The following is a 15,235-nucleotide window of genomic DNA, read 5'->3' on the forward strand; positions in this document are numbered from 1 at the left end:
TCTATAGCTTCTTAACACAACCTTTACATAGTATCCACACCGACTTTACATTCAACCGGTATAGTCTTACTTGTAGAAGAGATTACTAATAAAAGGAGCGATCAGGATGCAGATGAAAAAAGCAGGATGGTGGATAGGTCTTTTATTCGCGGCCGTATTTATGGTGGCGTGCAGCAACACAGAAGCAAACGGATCAAAAGAAGATGCAGAAACGGATAAACCGGAAAAAATGGAAGGTAGTGTCGTGATTGATGGTTCGGGAACGGTGTATCCATTAATGGCGAAAATTGCTGAAGAATATATGGTGAACGAGCAACAAGATGTTTCAGTAGAAGTTAGCCGTGCAGGGACCGGGGCTGGATTCAAGAAATTTTTGGTAGAGAATGGAACCGATTTTAATGATGCATCCCGTCCAATTAAAGAGGAAGAGAAGGCGGAAGCTGAGAAACTAGGGATGGAAATACAAGAATTGAAAGTAGCGTTGGACGGATTAACATTCGTTATTAACAAAGAAAATGACTGGGCTACTGAAATGACACCTGAACAATTAATTAGTATTTTCGTAGCGGGTAGTGACGTGAAAAAGTGGTCAGACATTAATCCAGATTGGCCAGCTGAAGACATTAATCCAATGGGCCCGAACGAAAACCACGGAACGTATGAATTCTTCTATGAAAAAGTGATGGAAGAAACGGATATGAGTGATCACGTGAACTTACAGCAGGACTATTCAACGTTAGTAAATCTAGTATCTGAAGACAAAAACGGCATTGCATTCTTCGGCTATGGTTACTATGTTAACAATACTGACCAACTGCAAGCGGTTAGTGTGGATTTTGGTAATGGAGCAGTAGAACCAGCACTTGATACGATTGCAGAAGAAGGAGCTTATGCACAGTTTACGCGTCCGGTATTCACTTACTTAAATGTTAAACAGGCAAAGGAAAACCCGCAAGTATTGGATTTTGCAAAGTATGTCATAGAACATGCTAATAAATTTTCAGCAGAAACGGGTTTTGCACCAGTTCCAGATAGTGAATTGATCACGAATCTAAAGTTCTTACGCGATTTGTAAATAGCAGTTACATGTGACGGGAGGAAGAAGTAATTCTTCACTCCTGTATTACATATAGGGAGTGGAGCTATGTTAACGAGACAGGATACTGCAAAAGAAATTCATTTCCAGCAGCTTGCGGAAAGGCATAAACGCCGTGTCGCACGTGAACGATGGCTTCCCGTTGGACTATTTTTGCTGACTCTTTTATCAGTAATTACAACTATCGGCATTGTCGTTGTACTATTTTCCGAGACAATCAGTTTTTTTCAACGAGTACCCATAATAGAATTTTTCACAGGTACGGTACTGAAACCTTTAAGTCAGACCCCGCAATTTGGCGTCTTACCGCTGCTTCTAGGTACGGTTTTATCAACTGCCATTGCGATGGTGGTAGCGGTTCCATTGGGTCTGATGACTGCCATTTATTTGAGTGAATATGCTTCTGCTCGCTGGAGAAAGTTTTTAAAGCCTGCATTAGAATTATTGGCAGGGATTCCGACGATAGTTTACGGCTTTTTTGCCTTCACTTTTGTGACACCCGTCTTACGAGAATGGATTCCAAGTCTACAAGCGACTAATTTGCTAAGTCCTGGAATTGTAATGGGGATCATGATCATTCCGATGATTGCCTCGCTTTCGGAAGATGCAATGCGTTCTGTACCCAATGCTTTGAGAGACGGTGCATTTGGGTTAGGTGCAACTAAGCTAGAAGTGACGAGGAAAGTTGTTATTCCTGCAGCATTGTCGGGTATTATCGCCTCTGTTGTGTTAGGAATTTCACGTGCTATTGGCGAAACGATGATTGTTACGATTGCTAGCGGTAGCTCAAAAAACTTCACACTAAACATTACAGAATCTATGCAAACGATGACAGCTTATATTGTGGAAGTGACAGGCGGAGATGCTTCAGCAGGCACGACAGTTTATTACAGTCTATATGCAGTAGCTATGACGTTATTCGTGTTCACGCTCGCGATGAATATGCTAGCACGCTATATTTCCAATCGTTTTAAGGAGGAATACTAAGTGGTGACTAGAGGGTATTTTCGATATCGTATGATTACTAATCAATTCGCGAGGTTCGCCTTTCTTGCGGCTTCTTTGTTCGGTTTGCTTGTGCTGTTCGTATTATTGTATCGAGTGATTGAACAGGGAGCCGGTTGGCTTAACAGCGGATTTTTGACTGGGCGGCTTTCTACGCAGCCGGATCAAGCGGGAATTAAAGGTGCTGTTTTCGGTACATTGTGGCTAATGGCGGTAGTTATACCCCTTACTACAATGGTAGGTGTGGGAACAGCAATCTATTTGGAGATGTATGCAAAGAAAGGGAAGTTACGTGGTTTGATTCAAACGAATATCGCAAACTTAGCAGGGGTACCTTCAATTGTCTATGGAATCTTAGGTATGACACTTTTTGTACGCGCACTTGACTTCGGAAATATTGTGTTGGCTGGCGGCTTGACGATGTCGCTACTCGTGTTGCCGATTGTTATCGTTTCCAGTCAGGAAGCAATACGTGCTATTCCTAGTTTTTTAGGGGAGGCATCTTACGGTTTAGGCGCTACGAAATGGCAAACTATTAAATCCGTCTTATTACCGGTCGCGTTGCCTAGCATGTTGACAGGATCCATTTTAGCTTTATCACGAGCGATTGGTGAGACGGCACCGCTAGTAGTCATCGGGATCCCTGCATTGCTATTGCCGATCCCGATGAACATTTTTGATAAATTTACGGTGTTACCGATGCAGATTTATTATTGGACAATTGATTCTTCACTACTTGCAGAATATGCGAACCTAGCGGCCGCAACGATTATAGTATTGCTAACCATTTTGTTTTTATTGAATGCTACTGCTATTATCATTCGGAATAAATTTGAGCAACGCTTTTAATTCATTTTCCAAAAAAGGTGTCGCTTGTAACAGATTACGGAACGCAATGTAGCGATCTATTTGCGCTTGATTCGGTTGCTTGTCATTGCGATATGCGCGGATTAAAATATTTTTTGGTGTATGTTCCATATCGATAAACTCGACAAGCTGTGACTCGTAACCAACCAAGGTTAGCAACTCTGCGCGGATCGAGTCAGTCGCGAGTGCTGCGAACCGTTCTTTCACTAAGCCGTGTTGCAGCATGACATCAAGCACAGGTGCTTGTAGCTGGGTAAACAGCTCATGCTGACAGCAAGGTACAGAAAGTATAACGGAAGCTCCCCATGTAACTGCTTTTGCAAGCGCCATATCGGTCGCCACATCGCATGCATGCAATGTTACGACCATATCTACAGCGGTGTCCCCTTCGTACTCATTAATATCCCCAACTAAGAACTCCAGTTGATCGTACTGTAAATCATGTGCGATTTCCTGGCATTCTTCAATCACTTCTTTTTTCAGATCCAGTCCAGTGACTCGAATGTCTAGTCCCTTTTCAATTCGCAAATAATGATACAGTGCAAACGTCAAATAAGACTTGCCAGAGCCGAAATCTAAAATACGGATGGAGCGGTCTTTTGGCAAGTGAGACAGCGTATCGTCGATCAATTCAACAAAACGATTGATCTGACGGAATTTGTCGTGCTTCTGACTTTTCACCTTACCTTCGGGTGTTTGTACACCTAAACGAATGAGGAATGGATAGGGTGTACCTTCTTTCAGGGCATATTGCTTCGTACGGTTATGTGCATAATCGACAGTCTTTTCCGTATCCAAAAATATCCGTTTAATCGATACTTTCATTTTCTTGGAAATTTGGATCTGTAGCGTTTCATTAGTTAAATCAATATGGAATTGCTTATAGTTTTCAAGCGCTTGTTGTACTGGTTGCTCTACGTCATCGAAGGCAACATTTTCGTGCTTGAGAACACGTTCATGTTGATATTCGAATTGGATATGAAGTTCACCTTTTAATACTAAAGGCTTCAGTTTAATTCGTTTGATTTCATTGGACTTCAATCGTGGCTGACTAATTGTCGCGCGTATGAAAGTTCCATCTGTCATGCGTTTCTGGAGAAGTTCCAGTACGTCATCTACTGACATGGTTTGACACTCCTGTCATTCTTCAGTTAAAGAGAAATCCTTGTTTCTCTAAGAATGCTTTAATATGTGGACGATTAGGTGTTTCTAGGAAGTCTGCCATTTCTTCTGTCCATTTTGCATCCCGTTGATTGGAATCGCGGCTTGCATAGTATTCTTGCATGATTTTATCGTATGCAGGTAGTACTTCTTTATATTGTTCTTCGTTATACGTATTTTCGTGTAATACAGCTTCTACTGGTAGGCGGGGCTTTACGCCATTTGCTTCGTTTGGAACGCCGATGGACATACCGAATAAAGGTACAACGCCTTTTGGTAATTCTAGTATGTTTGAAATTTCTTCGATTTTATTCCGCACTCCACCGATATAGCAAATGCCATATCCTTTTGACTCAGCTGCGATGACTACGTTTTGGGCGAATAAACCTACATCAATGGCACCTACTAAGACGTTTTCTGCTACTGTATAGTCGATTTCACGGCCATGTAAGCGAGCAGCATGTGATAAACGATTATAGTCCATGCAAAATACTAATGTCGCACCTGCTGTATAAAATTGACGACGGTTATTAGATAGTTCCGCTAGTTGACCCCGCTTCTCCGTGTCTGTTACATAGATGACCGAGCAAGCTTGCACAAAATGTGAACTAGCCGCGTGTTGGCCTGCCTTGATTAATTCTACAACTGTTTCTCTTGAGATAGGCTCATCTTTATAGCGACGTACAGATGAGTGAGATGTTAATAAATTGATAACCATGTAATCCCTCCGTATTCATTTTCTTAGGAGAAACGTTTCGCTCCTAAAACTCTTCTTTTATCCTACACTATTCTGACCTTTCGGGAAACACTGAGGCTTATTTAGTTTGTCGTTTATCCCACTCAATAAAAGGAGCAGTCGCGTTAGCGGGTTTTTGTTGGATGAATGGAATCGATCGCTTCTTTGGTGTTAGTTGCTGATCAGGGAAGAAGTTTTTCAGTGGATTCGCAAAGCCAACTTCTTCGTAGGCATCCTGTTTACTACAGGCGTAGTAGATTTCACCGATAGTTGCCCAGTACGAAGCACCTAAACACATTGGGCATGGTTCACCGCTCGCATATAATACACAGTCAGATAAATCAAGAGTCAGCAATCTAGCACAAGCTTCTTTAATCGCTAGTAATTCTGCATGCGCAGACGGATCGTATAAAGACTCTACAAGATTCGTACCTGAACCGATGATTTCACCATCTTTGACAATAATTGCGGCAAAGGGTCCACCACCGTTTTTGACGTTTGTAATCGCCATTTCAATAGTAAGTTCCAACCACTTTTCATGATTCATCCGAAATTCCTCCTGTCGAATATTCAAATTTCCCGGGAAATATTGACCGGAATCCTGTATCCATCATACAAAACTTTAGTGGTCTAGACAAAAAACTAGCAGAAAGACTGAAAATGATGAACAGCTGTGCATGTTTGGTATGATAAAGAAACAATCGATCTGGAGGGGAATGCGATGAGGTTAGATCACGTGGTGTATTTTACCGATAAGAAATTGATGGACATTGTCTTGGACCAGCAACAACAGGGAAATGAAGCAATTATGGGAGGACGCCATGAGCAATGGGGAACAGCCAATGCATTGCTTTATATGAATAACGGTTACATTGAATGGCTGACGGTAGAAGATGACAGTAAGGCGAAGCAAGCAGCGAGTACTCAACCACTTGTTGCACAAATTCTGCATGATCGATCAACTGGCGATGGCTGGGCAACGGTCTGTTTCTCTGTCGATGATATGGAAAAGTGGAAGGAAGAGCTAGACAATAAAGGTTTTCAAACGACCGCTATTCTTGACGCTTCTAGAAGAATGGAAAATGGGCAGTTGTTACGTTGGAAGATGTTGTTTGTTGAGAAAGATATAACATCGGAATTACCTTATCCGTTTTTCATAGAGTGGGAAGAAGCGGAAGAATCACGACTTTCACGGTTGTCTGATGTAGGCGCCCGTACGGCAGAACATGTAAAGAAAAAAATCACTGAATGCATTTTTCATGTAGAAAATCCATTAAGAGTAACAGGCGAGTGGGCAGTCTTGCTGTCACAGAAAGTAGGCGACGAAAATGACATCCGAGTTGGAGATGTTGTGTTTCGCTTCGCAGAAACGCAAGATAAACCTGAACGTTTAAAGGTTGTACGTTTTTCAACAGACGGTTAGTTAGTGTGACAACGGGTAAACTACTTATAAAGATGTGTTCGGGGAGGATGTAGGGTATGGATGTATTAATAGAAGAGGCCATTATTGTTGGCGTCCATGAACAAAAGGATTTACATTTTGAATATGCAATGGAAGAATTGCGTAATTTGGCGGAAGCAATTGATGTGAAGGTTGTAGGTGAAGTGACGCAAAATCTAGAGCGTAGACATCCGGGCCATTATATCGGTAAAGGGAAGATCGATGAAATCCGCGAAGTGTACGAAGAAACGGGTGCGAACTTGTTGATCTTCAATGATGAATTATCACCTTCTCAACTACGTAATTTAGAGAGAGAACTGGAATGTAAAATTATTGACCGTACGATGTTAATACTTGATATTTTTGCTCGACGCGCGAGAAATAAAGAAGCGCAAATGCAAGTGGAGCTAGCACAGTTGCAATATACATTGCCACGATTAGTCGGTTTACGGGCTTCACTTAGTAGACAAGGTGGAGGTACGGGTGGAGGCTTACAAAATAAAGGAGCCGGTGAAACGAAACTCGAACTCGATCGCCGAAAAATTGAAGATCAAATTGCCAAGCTTCACCGTGAATTAGAACATGTACGCGATCAGCGTGAAACGCAACGTAAGCAACGAGTACGTAGTGGCATTCCTGTCGTTTCAATCGTTGGCTATACAAATGCTGGAAAGTCAACACTGATGAACCGCTTATTGCAGTATACCGATGTCGATGAGTCAAAAAAAGTAAGTGAAAAAGATATGTTGTTCGCCACACTTGAGACAGCTGTACGTAAAATCAAACTACCTGACAACAAAGAGTTTATTTTAACGGATACCGTAGGATTTGTCTCGAAACTACCTCACCACTTGGTCCAAGCGTTCCGTTCAACGTTAGAAGAAGCGAAAAATGCAGATTTATTGTTGCATGTCGTGGATGTCTCCAATGTAGAACACGGTCATATGATGGACGTGACAAATGAAACGTTACAAGATATCGGAGTAGAAAGTATTCCAACGGTGAATGTCTACAATAAAGCGGATTTGGCGAATATTATCTATCCACGTGTGCAGGATCAAAGTATTTGGATGTCTGCGGGAGAGAATGAAGGCGCACCCGAGTTATTGAAATTAATTCAGAAAAACTTATTTAAAGAATACATTACGTGTAAGTTATTAATTCCGTATGATCGAGGAGAAATTGTCTCCCAGTTAAATGAGAATGCAGCTGTGAAAGATACTGCGTATGAAGAAGAGGGCACACTGATGACAGTTGAAATGCCAGAAAGTGAGTATGAGCGATTGCAAGAGTATGTATTGAAGTAATTGAAAACAAAAAAATGCTGCACGCGCAATGCGTGCAGCCAAATCCTTTTTTCTTTATAAGAAGAGAAAGGGGGTGGGATATTTATAGTTTGCCCGCTCTCCAAATTTTTAAACCTTATCTGAAAAATTAAGTAATACTACTCATGTCACTCGTTTTAATTGCCTATGGGTGACTTGGATAGATTTGGTAGAAAGGATTCTATTCTGTATAAATCCCTATAACTTTGAACCTTTTTCCTAGTCCTCCCGTACAACTAAGAGAAGCCAATATGAAGAAGGAGAGATGTACACATGAAAAAGTGGACAATGACTGTAGTTGCTGTGGCATTGGCATTTGCACTAAGTGCTTGTGGACAGACAGCCGAACCGAAAGAAAATCCAATCACAGGAGAAAAAGAAGAAGTTGTGGTGAAGAGTGACTTGACTGCTGCTGATGTCATGAAGAAAGCAAGTGCTGCCGTGGAAGCGCAGCAAAGTATGCATTCTGAAATGGTCATGAAGCAAACGATGGAAATGGATGGAGAAACACATGAAATTCATTCCACTATCGATATGGATATGATTTTAGAGCCGCTAGCTATGCGCCAGACGATGATCATGAAGATGGATGGCGAAGATATGGCGATTGAGCAATTTATGACGGTAGATGGTTTCTTCATGAAAGATCCACAATCAGGTCAGTGGATGAAGTTCCCAGGCGATATGTATGAACAAATTACAGGACAGATTGCAGATTCGCAAAGTACAGCCGTTGATTTTACTATGTATGAGCAATTTGCAGACGACTTTAAATTTGAGCAGACGAATGATGAATATATCCTTTCACTAAAAGGTTCAGGCGAGAAATTCACTACGCTTCTGAAGGATATTATGGAGCAAAACATGCCAGCAGGAATGGATGAAAGTGAACTAGATACCGTTTCTCAAATTGATGTTGAAAGTCTTGCTATCGAATTTACAATAGATAAGAAAACATTCTTCACTAAGAATTTCGACATAGATATGGTCATGACTATAGATGAAGAGGGTCAAAAAGTGAAAATCGATCAAAACATCATAGGTACGATGTCAAAAATCAATGAGATTGATGAAATCAACGTACCAAAAGAAGTCATTGATAATGCAGCAGATATGAGCGAAATGATGGGGCGTTAACTAAAACTTCATACTGCAGTGTAAGTGAGAAAAAGATAGGCTGCCGTTACGCGGTATTTCAGGCCGACCCACGTCCTATAGGGCCGCGTCGCAAGCTCCTTTAGTAGAGCTGATCCTTCATGAGTCGTCTACCGCACAGCGGAAGACGACTTTTTTGTTTTATAAGAGGGAATACTACTGAAGCACTATATGATACATTTGATAGCATTAATCACAAAATGAATGATAATGATTTTCAGTTAGATGTTGACATCGTAAATAAAACAAGTTAATCTAATTCTAGAGCGAATGATAATCATTTTCATTTAAGTGAAAAAGCTCAAATATTCGATATCGGAGTTCTTCATGAAGAAACGTTACTTAATTACAGCCGTTATTCTGCTCTCCTTCCTTTCGTTGTTTGTCGGTACTAGTCGTATTACACCGATGGATTTACTAGATTGGCGTTCAGAAGAAACAGAGATTTTCTTAATCAGTCGTGTGCCACGGTTAGTCGCTATTTTACTGGCGGGGGCGGGAATGAGTATTGCAGGTCTAATCATGCAACAATTGAGCCGCAATAAATTCGTTTCACCAACTACAGCCGGAACGTTAGATGCGACAAAGCTCGGAATTTTAGTTTCTATGTTAATTTTCACCAATGCAACATTATTAGAAAAAATGGCGGTGTCTTTTACATTCGCCTTACTCGGTACGTTCTTATTTATGCAAATACTGGACCGGATTAAATTCAAAGATGCTGTCTTCATACCGCTTGTTGGTCTGATGTTTGGTAATATCCTCTCGTCCATATCCACATTCTTTGCTTTTAAAGCAAACGTGATTCAGAATATGTCGTCTTGGTTGCAAGGAGACTTTTCGATGATCATGAAAGGGCGTTACGAGCTTTTGTATATCAGCATACCGGTCTTGATCATTACATATTTATACGCGAATCGTTTTACTGTCGCTGGTATGGGAGAAGATTTCTCCAAGAACTTGGGGCTAGCGTATAAACGAATTGTCAATATCGGATTAGTTTTAGTCGCTTTGATTACGACGACAGTTGTATTGACGGTTGGCTTGATACCATTCTTAGGATTGATCATCCCGAATATCGTTTCGATTTTTAAGGGAGATCATCTTCAGAAGACATTACCGCATACTGCATTACTCGGTGCAATCTTTCTTCTAATCTGCGACATTTTGGGTAGAGTCATTATTTTCCCATACGAGATCTCGATTAGTTTGATGGTCGGTGTCATCGGTAGCGGAATCTTCCTTTACTTATTGTTTAGGAGGAAGGCATATGCGTAACCGAACGAAATTATTGATTTTGGCTACTTTTGCATTAGTATTTTGTGGTTTGTATTTATTTCAAGGATTGAATGGCAGCTATGATTACGCCCTTCCTAGAAGAGCGATCAAAGTCGTAGCAATGACTCTAACGGGTGTGGCGGTAGCGTATTCCACAGTTATTTTCCAGACGATTACGCATAACCGGATTTTAACGCCAAGCATCATGGGATTAGATTCACTCTATATCCTGTTGCAGACGGTCCTAGTTTTCTTTTTCGGTTCTACTTCGTTTGTCCTGATCAACAAGCAATTCAATTTCATATTGTCGGTCGGTGCAATGGTATTATTCGCCTTACTGCTTTACCACTTTTTATTCGGTAAAGGAAACCGGCCGATCTACTTCCTGTTATTAGTCGGCATCATTGTCGGTACATTCTTCGGAAGTATCTCGACGTTCCTGCAGGTCATGATCGATCCGAATGAATTCTTGCGTGTGCAAGATAAGATGTTTGCGAGTTTTAATAATATTAATGGGGACTTAGTCTGGTGGGCGTTTGGCATATTAATGCTAACACTCATCATCGGTTGGCGTTATATTAATGAACTTGATGTCTTGTCACTTGGTCGTGATACAGCTATTAACTTAGGTGTGCCGTATCAGTCAGTCGTTAAGCTGATGTTGATCTTATCGGCAGTTCTAATCGCTGTTTCAACCGCGTTAGTCGGACCCATTACATTCTTCGGACTAATCGTTGCCAATCTTTCATATCAGTTCTTCAAGACATTTAAGCACTCTATATTAATTGCTGGTGCTTCATTGATGAGTGTCATTGCATTAGTCGGCGGTCAATGGATCGTTGAGCGAGTCTTCTCATTCTCGACCACACTAAGTGTGATCATTAACTTTGTCGGTGGCATGTACTTTATCTATTTACTATTAAAGGAGAGTCGATCCTCATGATTCAAGTTCGTGAGTTAACGAAATTTTATGGGAAAAAGGCAGTCGTCGAAAAGGTCAGTGTGAATATACATCGTGGAAAAATCACGTCATTCATTGGACCGAACGGGGCTGGTAAATCTACTCTACTATCGATGGTAAGTCGATTGATGGATGCCGACACGGGTGATGTTTTGCTCGATAAAAGTAAAGTGAAAGATATGAAGTCCAATGAATTTGCTAAGCGCGTCGCTATTCTGAAACAATCCAATTTCATGAATGTCAAATTGACTATCCGTGAACTCGTTGGATTCGGTCGTTTTCCACACTGTAAGGGCCGTCTCCAAGAAGAGGACGAACGGATGGTTGACCAGGCACTCGAGTATATGGGTTTGATGGATATGCAAGAAGCTTACTTGGATGAATTATCGGGGGGACAGCGCCAGCGTGCATTCATCGCCATGACGATTGCACAAGACACCGACTATATTCTACTTGATGAACCACTTAACAACTTAGATATGAAACACTCCGTACAGATCATGAAAATCTTGCGTCAGCTTGTCAATGAACTAGGAAAAACGGTCGTCATTGTTTTACACGATATCAACTTTGCTTCTGTATATTCAGACCGCATCGTTGCATTGAAAAACGGTAAGATTGTCAAGGACGGTCCGACGAACGATATTATCAACTCTGAATCACTACGGGAGATCTACGATATGGAAATTCCAATTCAACAAATGAAAAATTGCCGCATATGCGTGTACTTTAACTCTTAAAGAAGTGAGGAATATTACTAACATGAAAAAACTTACATTAACTCTATTCGCATTGCTCTTAATGCTTGCACTTGCTGCTTGCGGTGGTGCAAAAGAAGAAGAAAAACCCGCAGACAATGCAACATCAAATGATAAGCCAGCTGAAGAAAGTAATGAAGTAACAATTACACACGAACTTGGTGAAACAACACTTGAAAAGAATCCTGAAAAGGTTGTCGTATTTGACTTTGGAACACTTGATACACTAGACGAATTAGGAATTGAAGTAGCGGGACTTCCAAAAGCAAATGTACCTGGGTACCTTGCTAAATATGAAGATGAAAAGTACGAGAACTTAGGCAGTTTGAAAGAGCCAGATTTTGAAGCAATCAACGCAATGAAGCCGGACGTAATCTTCATTTCTGGACGTCAATCAGACTTATATGACCAATTATCAGAAATTGCACCAACAATTTTTATGGGCGTTGATACAGCACGATACATGGAATCATTCAAAGAGAACATGGAAAAGATCGCAACCATATTTGATAAAGAAGATGAAATGAACACTGAACTAGCAAATATTGATGCAAATATCGAAGACATCAAAGCAAAAACTTCTGAAGTCGACAGCAAAGCATTGATCATCCTTGCAACTGAAGGAAAAGTAAGTGCATACGGCCCAAGCTCACGTTTCGGACTTGTCCACGACGTATTTGGCTTCAAGGCAGCTGACGAGAAAATCGAAGCATCTACACACGGACAAAATATTACGTTTGAATACATCTTAGATACAAACCCAGATATCCTATTTATCATCGATCGTGATGCAGCAATCGGTAACGGCGCAACAGCGAAAGATTCAGTTGAAAATGACCTAGTGAAGAAAACAAACGCATATAAAAATGATAAAATGGTTTACCTAAACGGTGAATACTGGTACCTATCTGGTGGCGGACTTCAATCATTGAAAGAAATGATCAAAGAAGTGGAAGCTGGACTATAAGAGCACAAGAAATTCCGGAAGACATAGTCTTTCGGGATTTTTTGTGTTTTTGATGAATAGAAGTGGCCGCGCTCATAGAAAGCCCGCGCCCGCACATAGTAAGTCAGTACGCGCTCATAGAAAGCCCGCGCCCGCACATAGTAAGTCAGTACGCGCTCATAGAAAGCCCGCGCCCGCTCATAGCAAGTCAGTACGCGCTCATAGAAAGCCCGCGTCCGCTCATAGCAAGTCCGTACGCGCTCATAGAACGCCTGCGCCCGCTCATAGCAAGTCAGTACGCGCTCATAGAAAGCCCGCGTCCGCTCATAGCAAGTCCGTACGCGCTCATAGAAAGCCCGCGCCCGCTCATAGAACCGCTACACACGCTCATAAAAAACAACCTCTTAAAAAACTAGTCAAAACAATAACACAAGTGGTATGATTACACCTGTAAAGACATCCAAAGATTATACAATGGAAAGGTAGAAGATTAGTGAAGACGAAAGAATTATCACGCAATAAACTACTCGGAATTGCTGGAACAGGTTGGATGTTTGACGCGATGGATGTAGGAATTTTGTCGTTCATCATTGCGGCACTTGCTGTAGATTGGCAGTTAACTTCAACAGAAATGGGCTGGATCGGTAGTGTCAACTCGATTGGGATGGCATTTGGAGCATTAGGCTTCGGCTTGCTGGCAGATCGTATCGGACGCAAGCAAGTATTTATGATTACGTTGGTCTTATTTTCAGTTGCTAGCGGATTATCTGCTTTAACGACTACATTATGGGCTTTTCTAATTCTCCGCTTTTTAGTAGGTGCAGGTCTAGGTGGCGAACTTCCCGTAGCATCTACACTTGTTTCTGAAAGTGTAGACGCAAAAGAGCGTGGGCGCGTTGTTGTGTTGCTTGAAAGTTTCTGGGCTGGAGGCTGGCTGATTGCCGCGTTAATTGCTTACTTTGTCATCCCAAGCTTTGGCTGGAGAATCGCACTTGTTATCACGGCTTTACCAGCATTTTACGCAATCTATTTACGACGTAACTTGCCGGATTCGAAAAAGTTCATTAAAGAAGGTAAAACGAATGAATCAACGGGGCAAAAGTTGAAGCGACTATTGGCTCCTGCTTATAGAAAGCGTACGATCATGCTGTGGATTGTCTGGTTTGCGGTCGTGTTTTCCTATTATGGCATGTTCCTTTGGCTACCAAGTGTCATGGTGCTGAAAGGTTTTAGTCTGATCAAAAGTTTCGGTTACGTACTGATCATGACACTTGCGCAACTTCCTGGCTATTTCAGCGCCGCATGGCTGATTGAACGGGCGGGACGTAAATTTGTACTGGCTACGTATTTATTTGGGACGGCACTGAGCGCACTTGCTTTCGGTAATGCGGAAACGTTAACTACGTTATTAATCGCGGGCGCATTCCTATCATTCTTTAACTTAGGCGCTTGGGGCGCACTTTATGCGTATTCACCTGAACAGTATCCGACAGCAATACGTGCAACAGGTTCAGGTGTAGCTGCTGCAGTCGGTCGTGTTGGAGGGATCTTCGGGCCGTTATTAATCGGTTCTTTACTCACAGCGGGCTATGGTTTTGGTAGTATATTCGCTATTTTCTGCGGAGCGATTATGGTTGGTGTATTAGCTGTTATCTTTCTTGGAACAGAAACAAAACAAACGGAGTTAACATAGTATAAGATAAGTCGTTTCCATTTAAGCTAAATGGGGGCGGCTTTTTTAATGGTAAATATTTTTGATTCCGATGTAAAACCTCTATAGTTATAGCAAGGGAGTTGATACGATGTTTCGCATTCCAGATGAAATAGCACGTATTGCATTAGAGCGTAGCAAAGGATTTCAAGTAGAAGGTTTTGTTCGCGGAGAAGGTCCTCAATCACCAACACTGTTACTGATCGGAGAAGCACCCGGTGAGCACGAAGGTGTACATGGCGTACCATTTATCGGCCGGGCAGGTGATGAATTGATGAAATCATTGGCATCTGTCGGTTTAACACGTGAAGATGTCTATATGACGAGTGCCTTTCGCAGTAGACCGTATAAATGGGGAACAAAGAAAGAACGGGATGGCACGTTAACAGAGCGTAAATATAATCGTCCACCGACACAAAGAGAGCAACTTGCTCATGCGCCAGTCCTAGATTACGAAGTGGCGAACCTCACACCGAAACTCATCGTCACACTCGGCAATATTGGTTTGCAACGATTACTAGGAAAGCAAGCGAAAGTGACGTTACTACACGGGCAACTTATCACGCAACCTATACAGTATCTAAAAGCATTAGATGACACACAATACAGTTGGACGGACGAAACGTACACTATTCTACCGACATTCCATCCGGCCTCTATTTTTTATCGGCCTTCTTTGCGTCCGAATTTGGAAGAGGATTGGATGCGAATTGGTGAATATCTTCAAGGATTAACTAACAGTTCAATTGAATAAGCTATAAGTGAAGCGTGGTTTGGCACAATATGCTTAAAGGA

16 protein-coding genes are annotated in these 15,235 nt (G+C 41.7%); 13 read left to right on the forward strand and 3 right to left on the reverse strand.

The window, feature by feature from the left end; genetic code table 11:
• Positions 1 to 106: 106 nt before the first annotated feature.
• The 3 genes from CSV79_RS03690 to pstA all read left to right on the forward strand — a co-directional run bounded on the left by CSV79_RS03690 (position 107) and on the right by pstA (position 2,950).
• Positions 107 to 1,075, forward strand: a complete 969-nt coding sequence (locus CSV79_RS03690) for a PstS family phosphate ABC transporter substrate-binding protein (RefSeq protein ID WP_369824910.1) — start codon at positions 107 to 109, stop codon at positions 1,073 to 1,075.
• 69 nt (positions 1,076 to 1,144) lie between these two features.
• Entirely contained in the window at positions 1,145 to 2,083 is a 939-nt protein-coding gene (gene pstC / locus CSV79_RS03695; RefSeq protein ID WP_099687678.1) for a phosphate ABC transporter permease subunit PstC, read from the forward strand.
• 30 nt (positions 2,084 to 2,113) lie between these two features.
• A complete protein-coding gene (gene pstA / locus CSV79_RS03700) occupies positions 2,114 to 2,950 on the forward strand; it encodes a phosphate ABC transporter permease PstA (protein WP_099687758.1) in 837 nt (278 codons plus the stop codon).
• Here pstA and CSV79_RS03705 read toward each other — a convergent pair.
• The 3 genes from CSV79_RS03705 to CSV79_RS03715 form a co-directional block, all read right to left on the reverse strand.
• Positions 2,897 to 4,093: a class I SAM-dependent methyltransferase gene (locus tag CSV79_RS03705; protein ID WP_099687679.1), complete on the reverse strand. Its 1,197-nt coding sequence runs from the start codon at positions 4,091 to 4,093 to the stop codon at positions 2,897 to 2,899. The two genes, pstA and CSV79_RS03705, sit on opposite strands and share 54 nt — an antisense overlap.
• A gap of 22 nt (positions 4,094 to 4,115) precedes the next feature.
• The gene (gene nfsA, locus CSV79_RS03710) at positions 4,116 to 4,847 is read right to left on the reverse strand and encodes an oxygen-insensitive NADPH nitroreductase (RefSeq protein WP_099687680.1); all 732 of its coding nucleotides are present in this window, start codon (positions 4,845 to 4,847) and stop codon (positions 4,116 to 4,118) included.
• 97 nt (positions 4,848 to 4,944) lie between these two features.
• Positions 4,945 to 5,412 (reverse strand): nucleoside deaminase, encoded by a 468-nt coding sequence (locus tag CSV79_RS03715; protein ID WP_099687681.1) that lies wholly within the window; start codon positions 5,410 to 5,412, stop codon positions 4,945 to 4,947.
• Positions 5,413 to 5,586: 174 nt separating this feature from the next.
• On the opposite strand from CSV79_RS03715, the gene CSV79_RS03720 reads away from it, so the two are divergent.
• From CSV79_RS03720 to CSV79_RS03760, 10 genes are all read left to right on the forward strand, one after another.
• Entirely contained in the window at positions 5,587 to 6,288 is a 702-nt protein-coding gene (locus CSV79_RS03720; RefSeq protein WP_099687682.1) for a VOC family protein, read from the forward strand.
• Positions 6,289 to 6,344: 56 nt separating this feature from the next.
• Positions 6,345 to 7,613, forward strand: coding sequence for a GTPase HflX (gene hflX / locus CSV79_RS03725; RefSeq protein WP_099687683.1), 1,269 nt, complete (start codon positions 6,345 to 6,347; stop codon positions 7,611 to 7,613).
• Between the two features lie 291 nt (positions 7,614 to 7,904).
• A complete protein-coding gene (locus tag CSV79_RS03730) occupies positions 7,905 to 8,768 on the forward strand; it encodes a DUF6612 family protein (RefSeq protein ID WP_099687684.1) in 864 nt (287 codons plus the stop codon).
• A gap of 345 nt (positions 8,769 to 9,113) precedes the next feature.
• A complete protein-coding gene (locus CSV79_RS03735) occupies positions 9,114 to 10,064 on the forward strand; it encodes an ABC transporter permease (protein ID WP_099687685.1) in 951 nt (316 codons plus the stop codon).
• The gene (locus CSV79_RS03740; protein ID WP_099687686.1) at positions 10,057 to 11,007 is read left to right on the forward strand and encodes an iron chelate uptake ABC transporter family permease subunit; all 951 of its coding nucleotides are present in this window, start codon (positions 10,057 to 10,059) and stop codon (positions 11,005 to 11,007) included. The genes CSV79_RS03735 and CSV79_RS03740 overlap by 8 nt, the downstream gene beginning before the upstream one ends.
• On the forward strand, positions 11,004 to 11,765 hold the full coding sequence (locus CSV79_RS03745; RefSeq protein WP_099687687.1) for an iron ABC transporter ATP-binding protein: 762 nt from the start codon (positions 11,004 to 11,006) through the stop codon (positions 11,763 to 11,765). Before CSV79_RS03740 ends, CSV79_RS03745 begins: the two co-directional genes overlap by 4 nt.
• A gap of 22 nt (positions 11,766 to 11,787) precedes the next feature.
• Positions 11,788 to 12,750, forward strand: coding sequence for a siderophore ABC transporter substrate-binding protein (locus tag CSV79_RS03750; RefSeq protein ID WP_099687688.1), 963 nt, complete (start codon positions 11,788 to 11,790; stop codon positions 12,748 to 12,750).
• A gap of 62 nt (positions 12,751 to 12,812) precedes the next feature.
• A complete protein-coding gene (locus tag CSV79_RS16540) occupies positions 12,813 to 13,145 on the forward strand; it encodes a hypothetical protein (protein ID WP_143560532.1) in 333 nt (110 codons plus the stop codon).
• 134 nt (positions 13,146 to 13,279) lie between these two features.
• A complete protein-coding gene (locus tag CSV79_RS03755) occupies positions 13,280 to 14,422 on the forward strand; it encodes an MFS transporter (protein ID WP_199171866.1) in 1,143 nt (380 codons plus the stop codon).
• Between the two features lie 109 nt (positions 14,423 to 14,531).
• A complete protein-coding gene (locus tag CSV79_RS03760) occupies positions 14,532 to 15,194 on the forward strand; it encodes a uracil-DNA glycosylase (RefSeq protein WP_099687690.1) in 663 nt (220 codons plus the stop codon).
• The last annotated feature ends 41 nt before the right edge of the window (positions 15,195 to 15,235 follow it).

This window comes from Sporosarcina sp. P13 (assembly GCF_002743055.1).
GTDB lineage: Bacteria > Bacillota > Bacilli > Bacillales_A > Planococcaceae > Sporosarcina.

Excerpts from the sequence above, each read along its gene's own strand:
- hflX (WP_099687683.1), top strand. The coding sequence starts at position 6,345 with ATGGATGTATTAATAGAAGAGGCCATTATTGTTGGCGTCCATGAACAA.
- CSV79_RS03750 (WP_099687688.1), top strand. The coding sequence starts at position 11,788 with ATGAAAAAACTTACATTAACTCTATTCGCATTGCTCTTAATGCTTGCA.
- CSV79_RS03740 (WP_099687686.1), top strand. The coding sequence starts at position 10,057 with ATGCGTAACCGAACGAAATTATTGATTTTGGCTACTTTTGCATTAGTA.
- CSV79_RS03755 (WP_199171866.1), top strand. The coding sequence starts at position 13,280 with ATGTTTGACGCGATGGATGTAGGAATTTTGTCGTTCATCATTGCGGCA.
- CSV79_RS03705 (WP_099687679.1), bottom strand. The coding sequence starts at position 4,093 with ATGTCAGTAGATGACGTACTGGAACTTCTCCAGAAACGCATGACAGAT.
- CSV79_RS03720 (WP_099687682.1), top strand. The coding sequence starts at position 5,587 with ATGAGGTTAGATCACGTGGTGTATTTTACCGATAAGAAATTGATGGAC.
- pstC (WP_099687678.1), top strand. The coding sequence starts at position 1,145 with ATGTTAACGAGACAGGATACTGCAAAAGAAATTCATTTCCAGCAGCTT.
- CSV79_RS03735 (WP_099687685.1), top strand. The coding sequence starts at position 9,114 with ATGAAGAAACGTTACTTAATTACAGCCGTTATTCTGCTCTCCTTCCTT.
- CSV79_RS03690 (WP_369824910.1), top strand. The coding sequence starts at position 107 with ATGCAGATGAAAAAAGCAGGATGGTGGATAGGTCTTTTATTCGCGGCC.
- CSV79_RS03760 (WP_099687690.1), top strand. The coding sequence starts at position 14,532 with ATGTTTCGCATTCCAGATGAAATAGCACGTATTGCATTAGAGCGTAGC.
- CSV79_RS03745 (WP_099687687.1), top strand. The coding sequence starts at position 11,004 with ATGATTCAAGTTCGTGAGTTAACGAAATTTTATGGGAAAAAGGCAGTC.
- CSV79_RS03715 (WP_099687681.1), bottom strand. The coding sequence starts at position 5,412 with ATGAATCATGAAAAGTGGTTGGAACTTACTATTGAAATGGCGATTACA.
- pstA (WP_099687758.1), top strand. The coding sequence starts at position 2,114 with ATGATTACTAATCAATTCGCGAGGTTCGCCTTTCTTGCGGCTTCTTTG.
- nfsA (WP_099687680.1), bottom strand. The coding sequence starts at position 4,847 with ATGGTTATCAATTTATTAACATCTCACTCATCTGTACGTCGCTATAAA.
- CSV79_RS03730 (WP_099687684.1), top strand. The coding sequence starts at position 7,905 with ATGAAAAAGTGGACAATGACTGTAGTTGCTGTGGCATTGGCATTTGCA.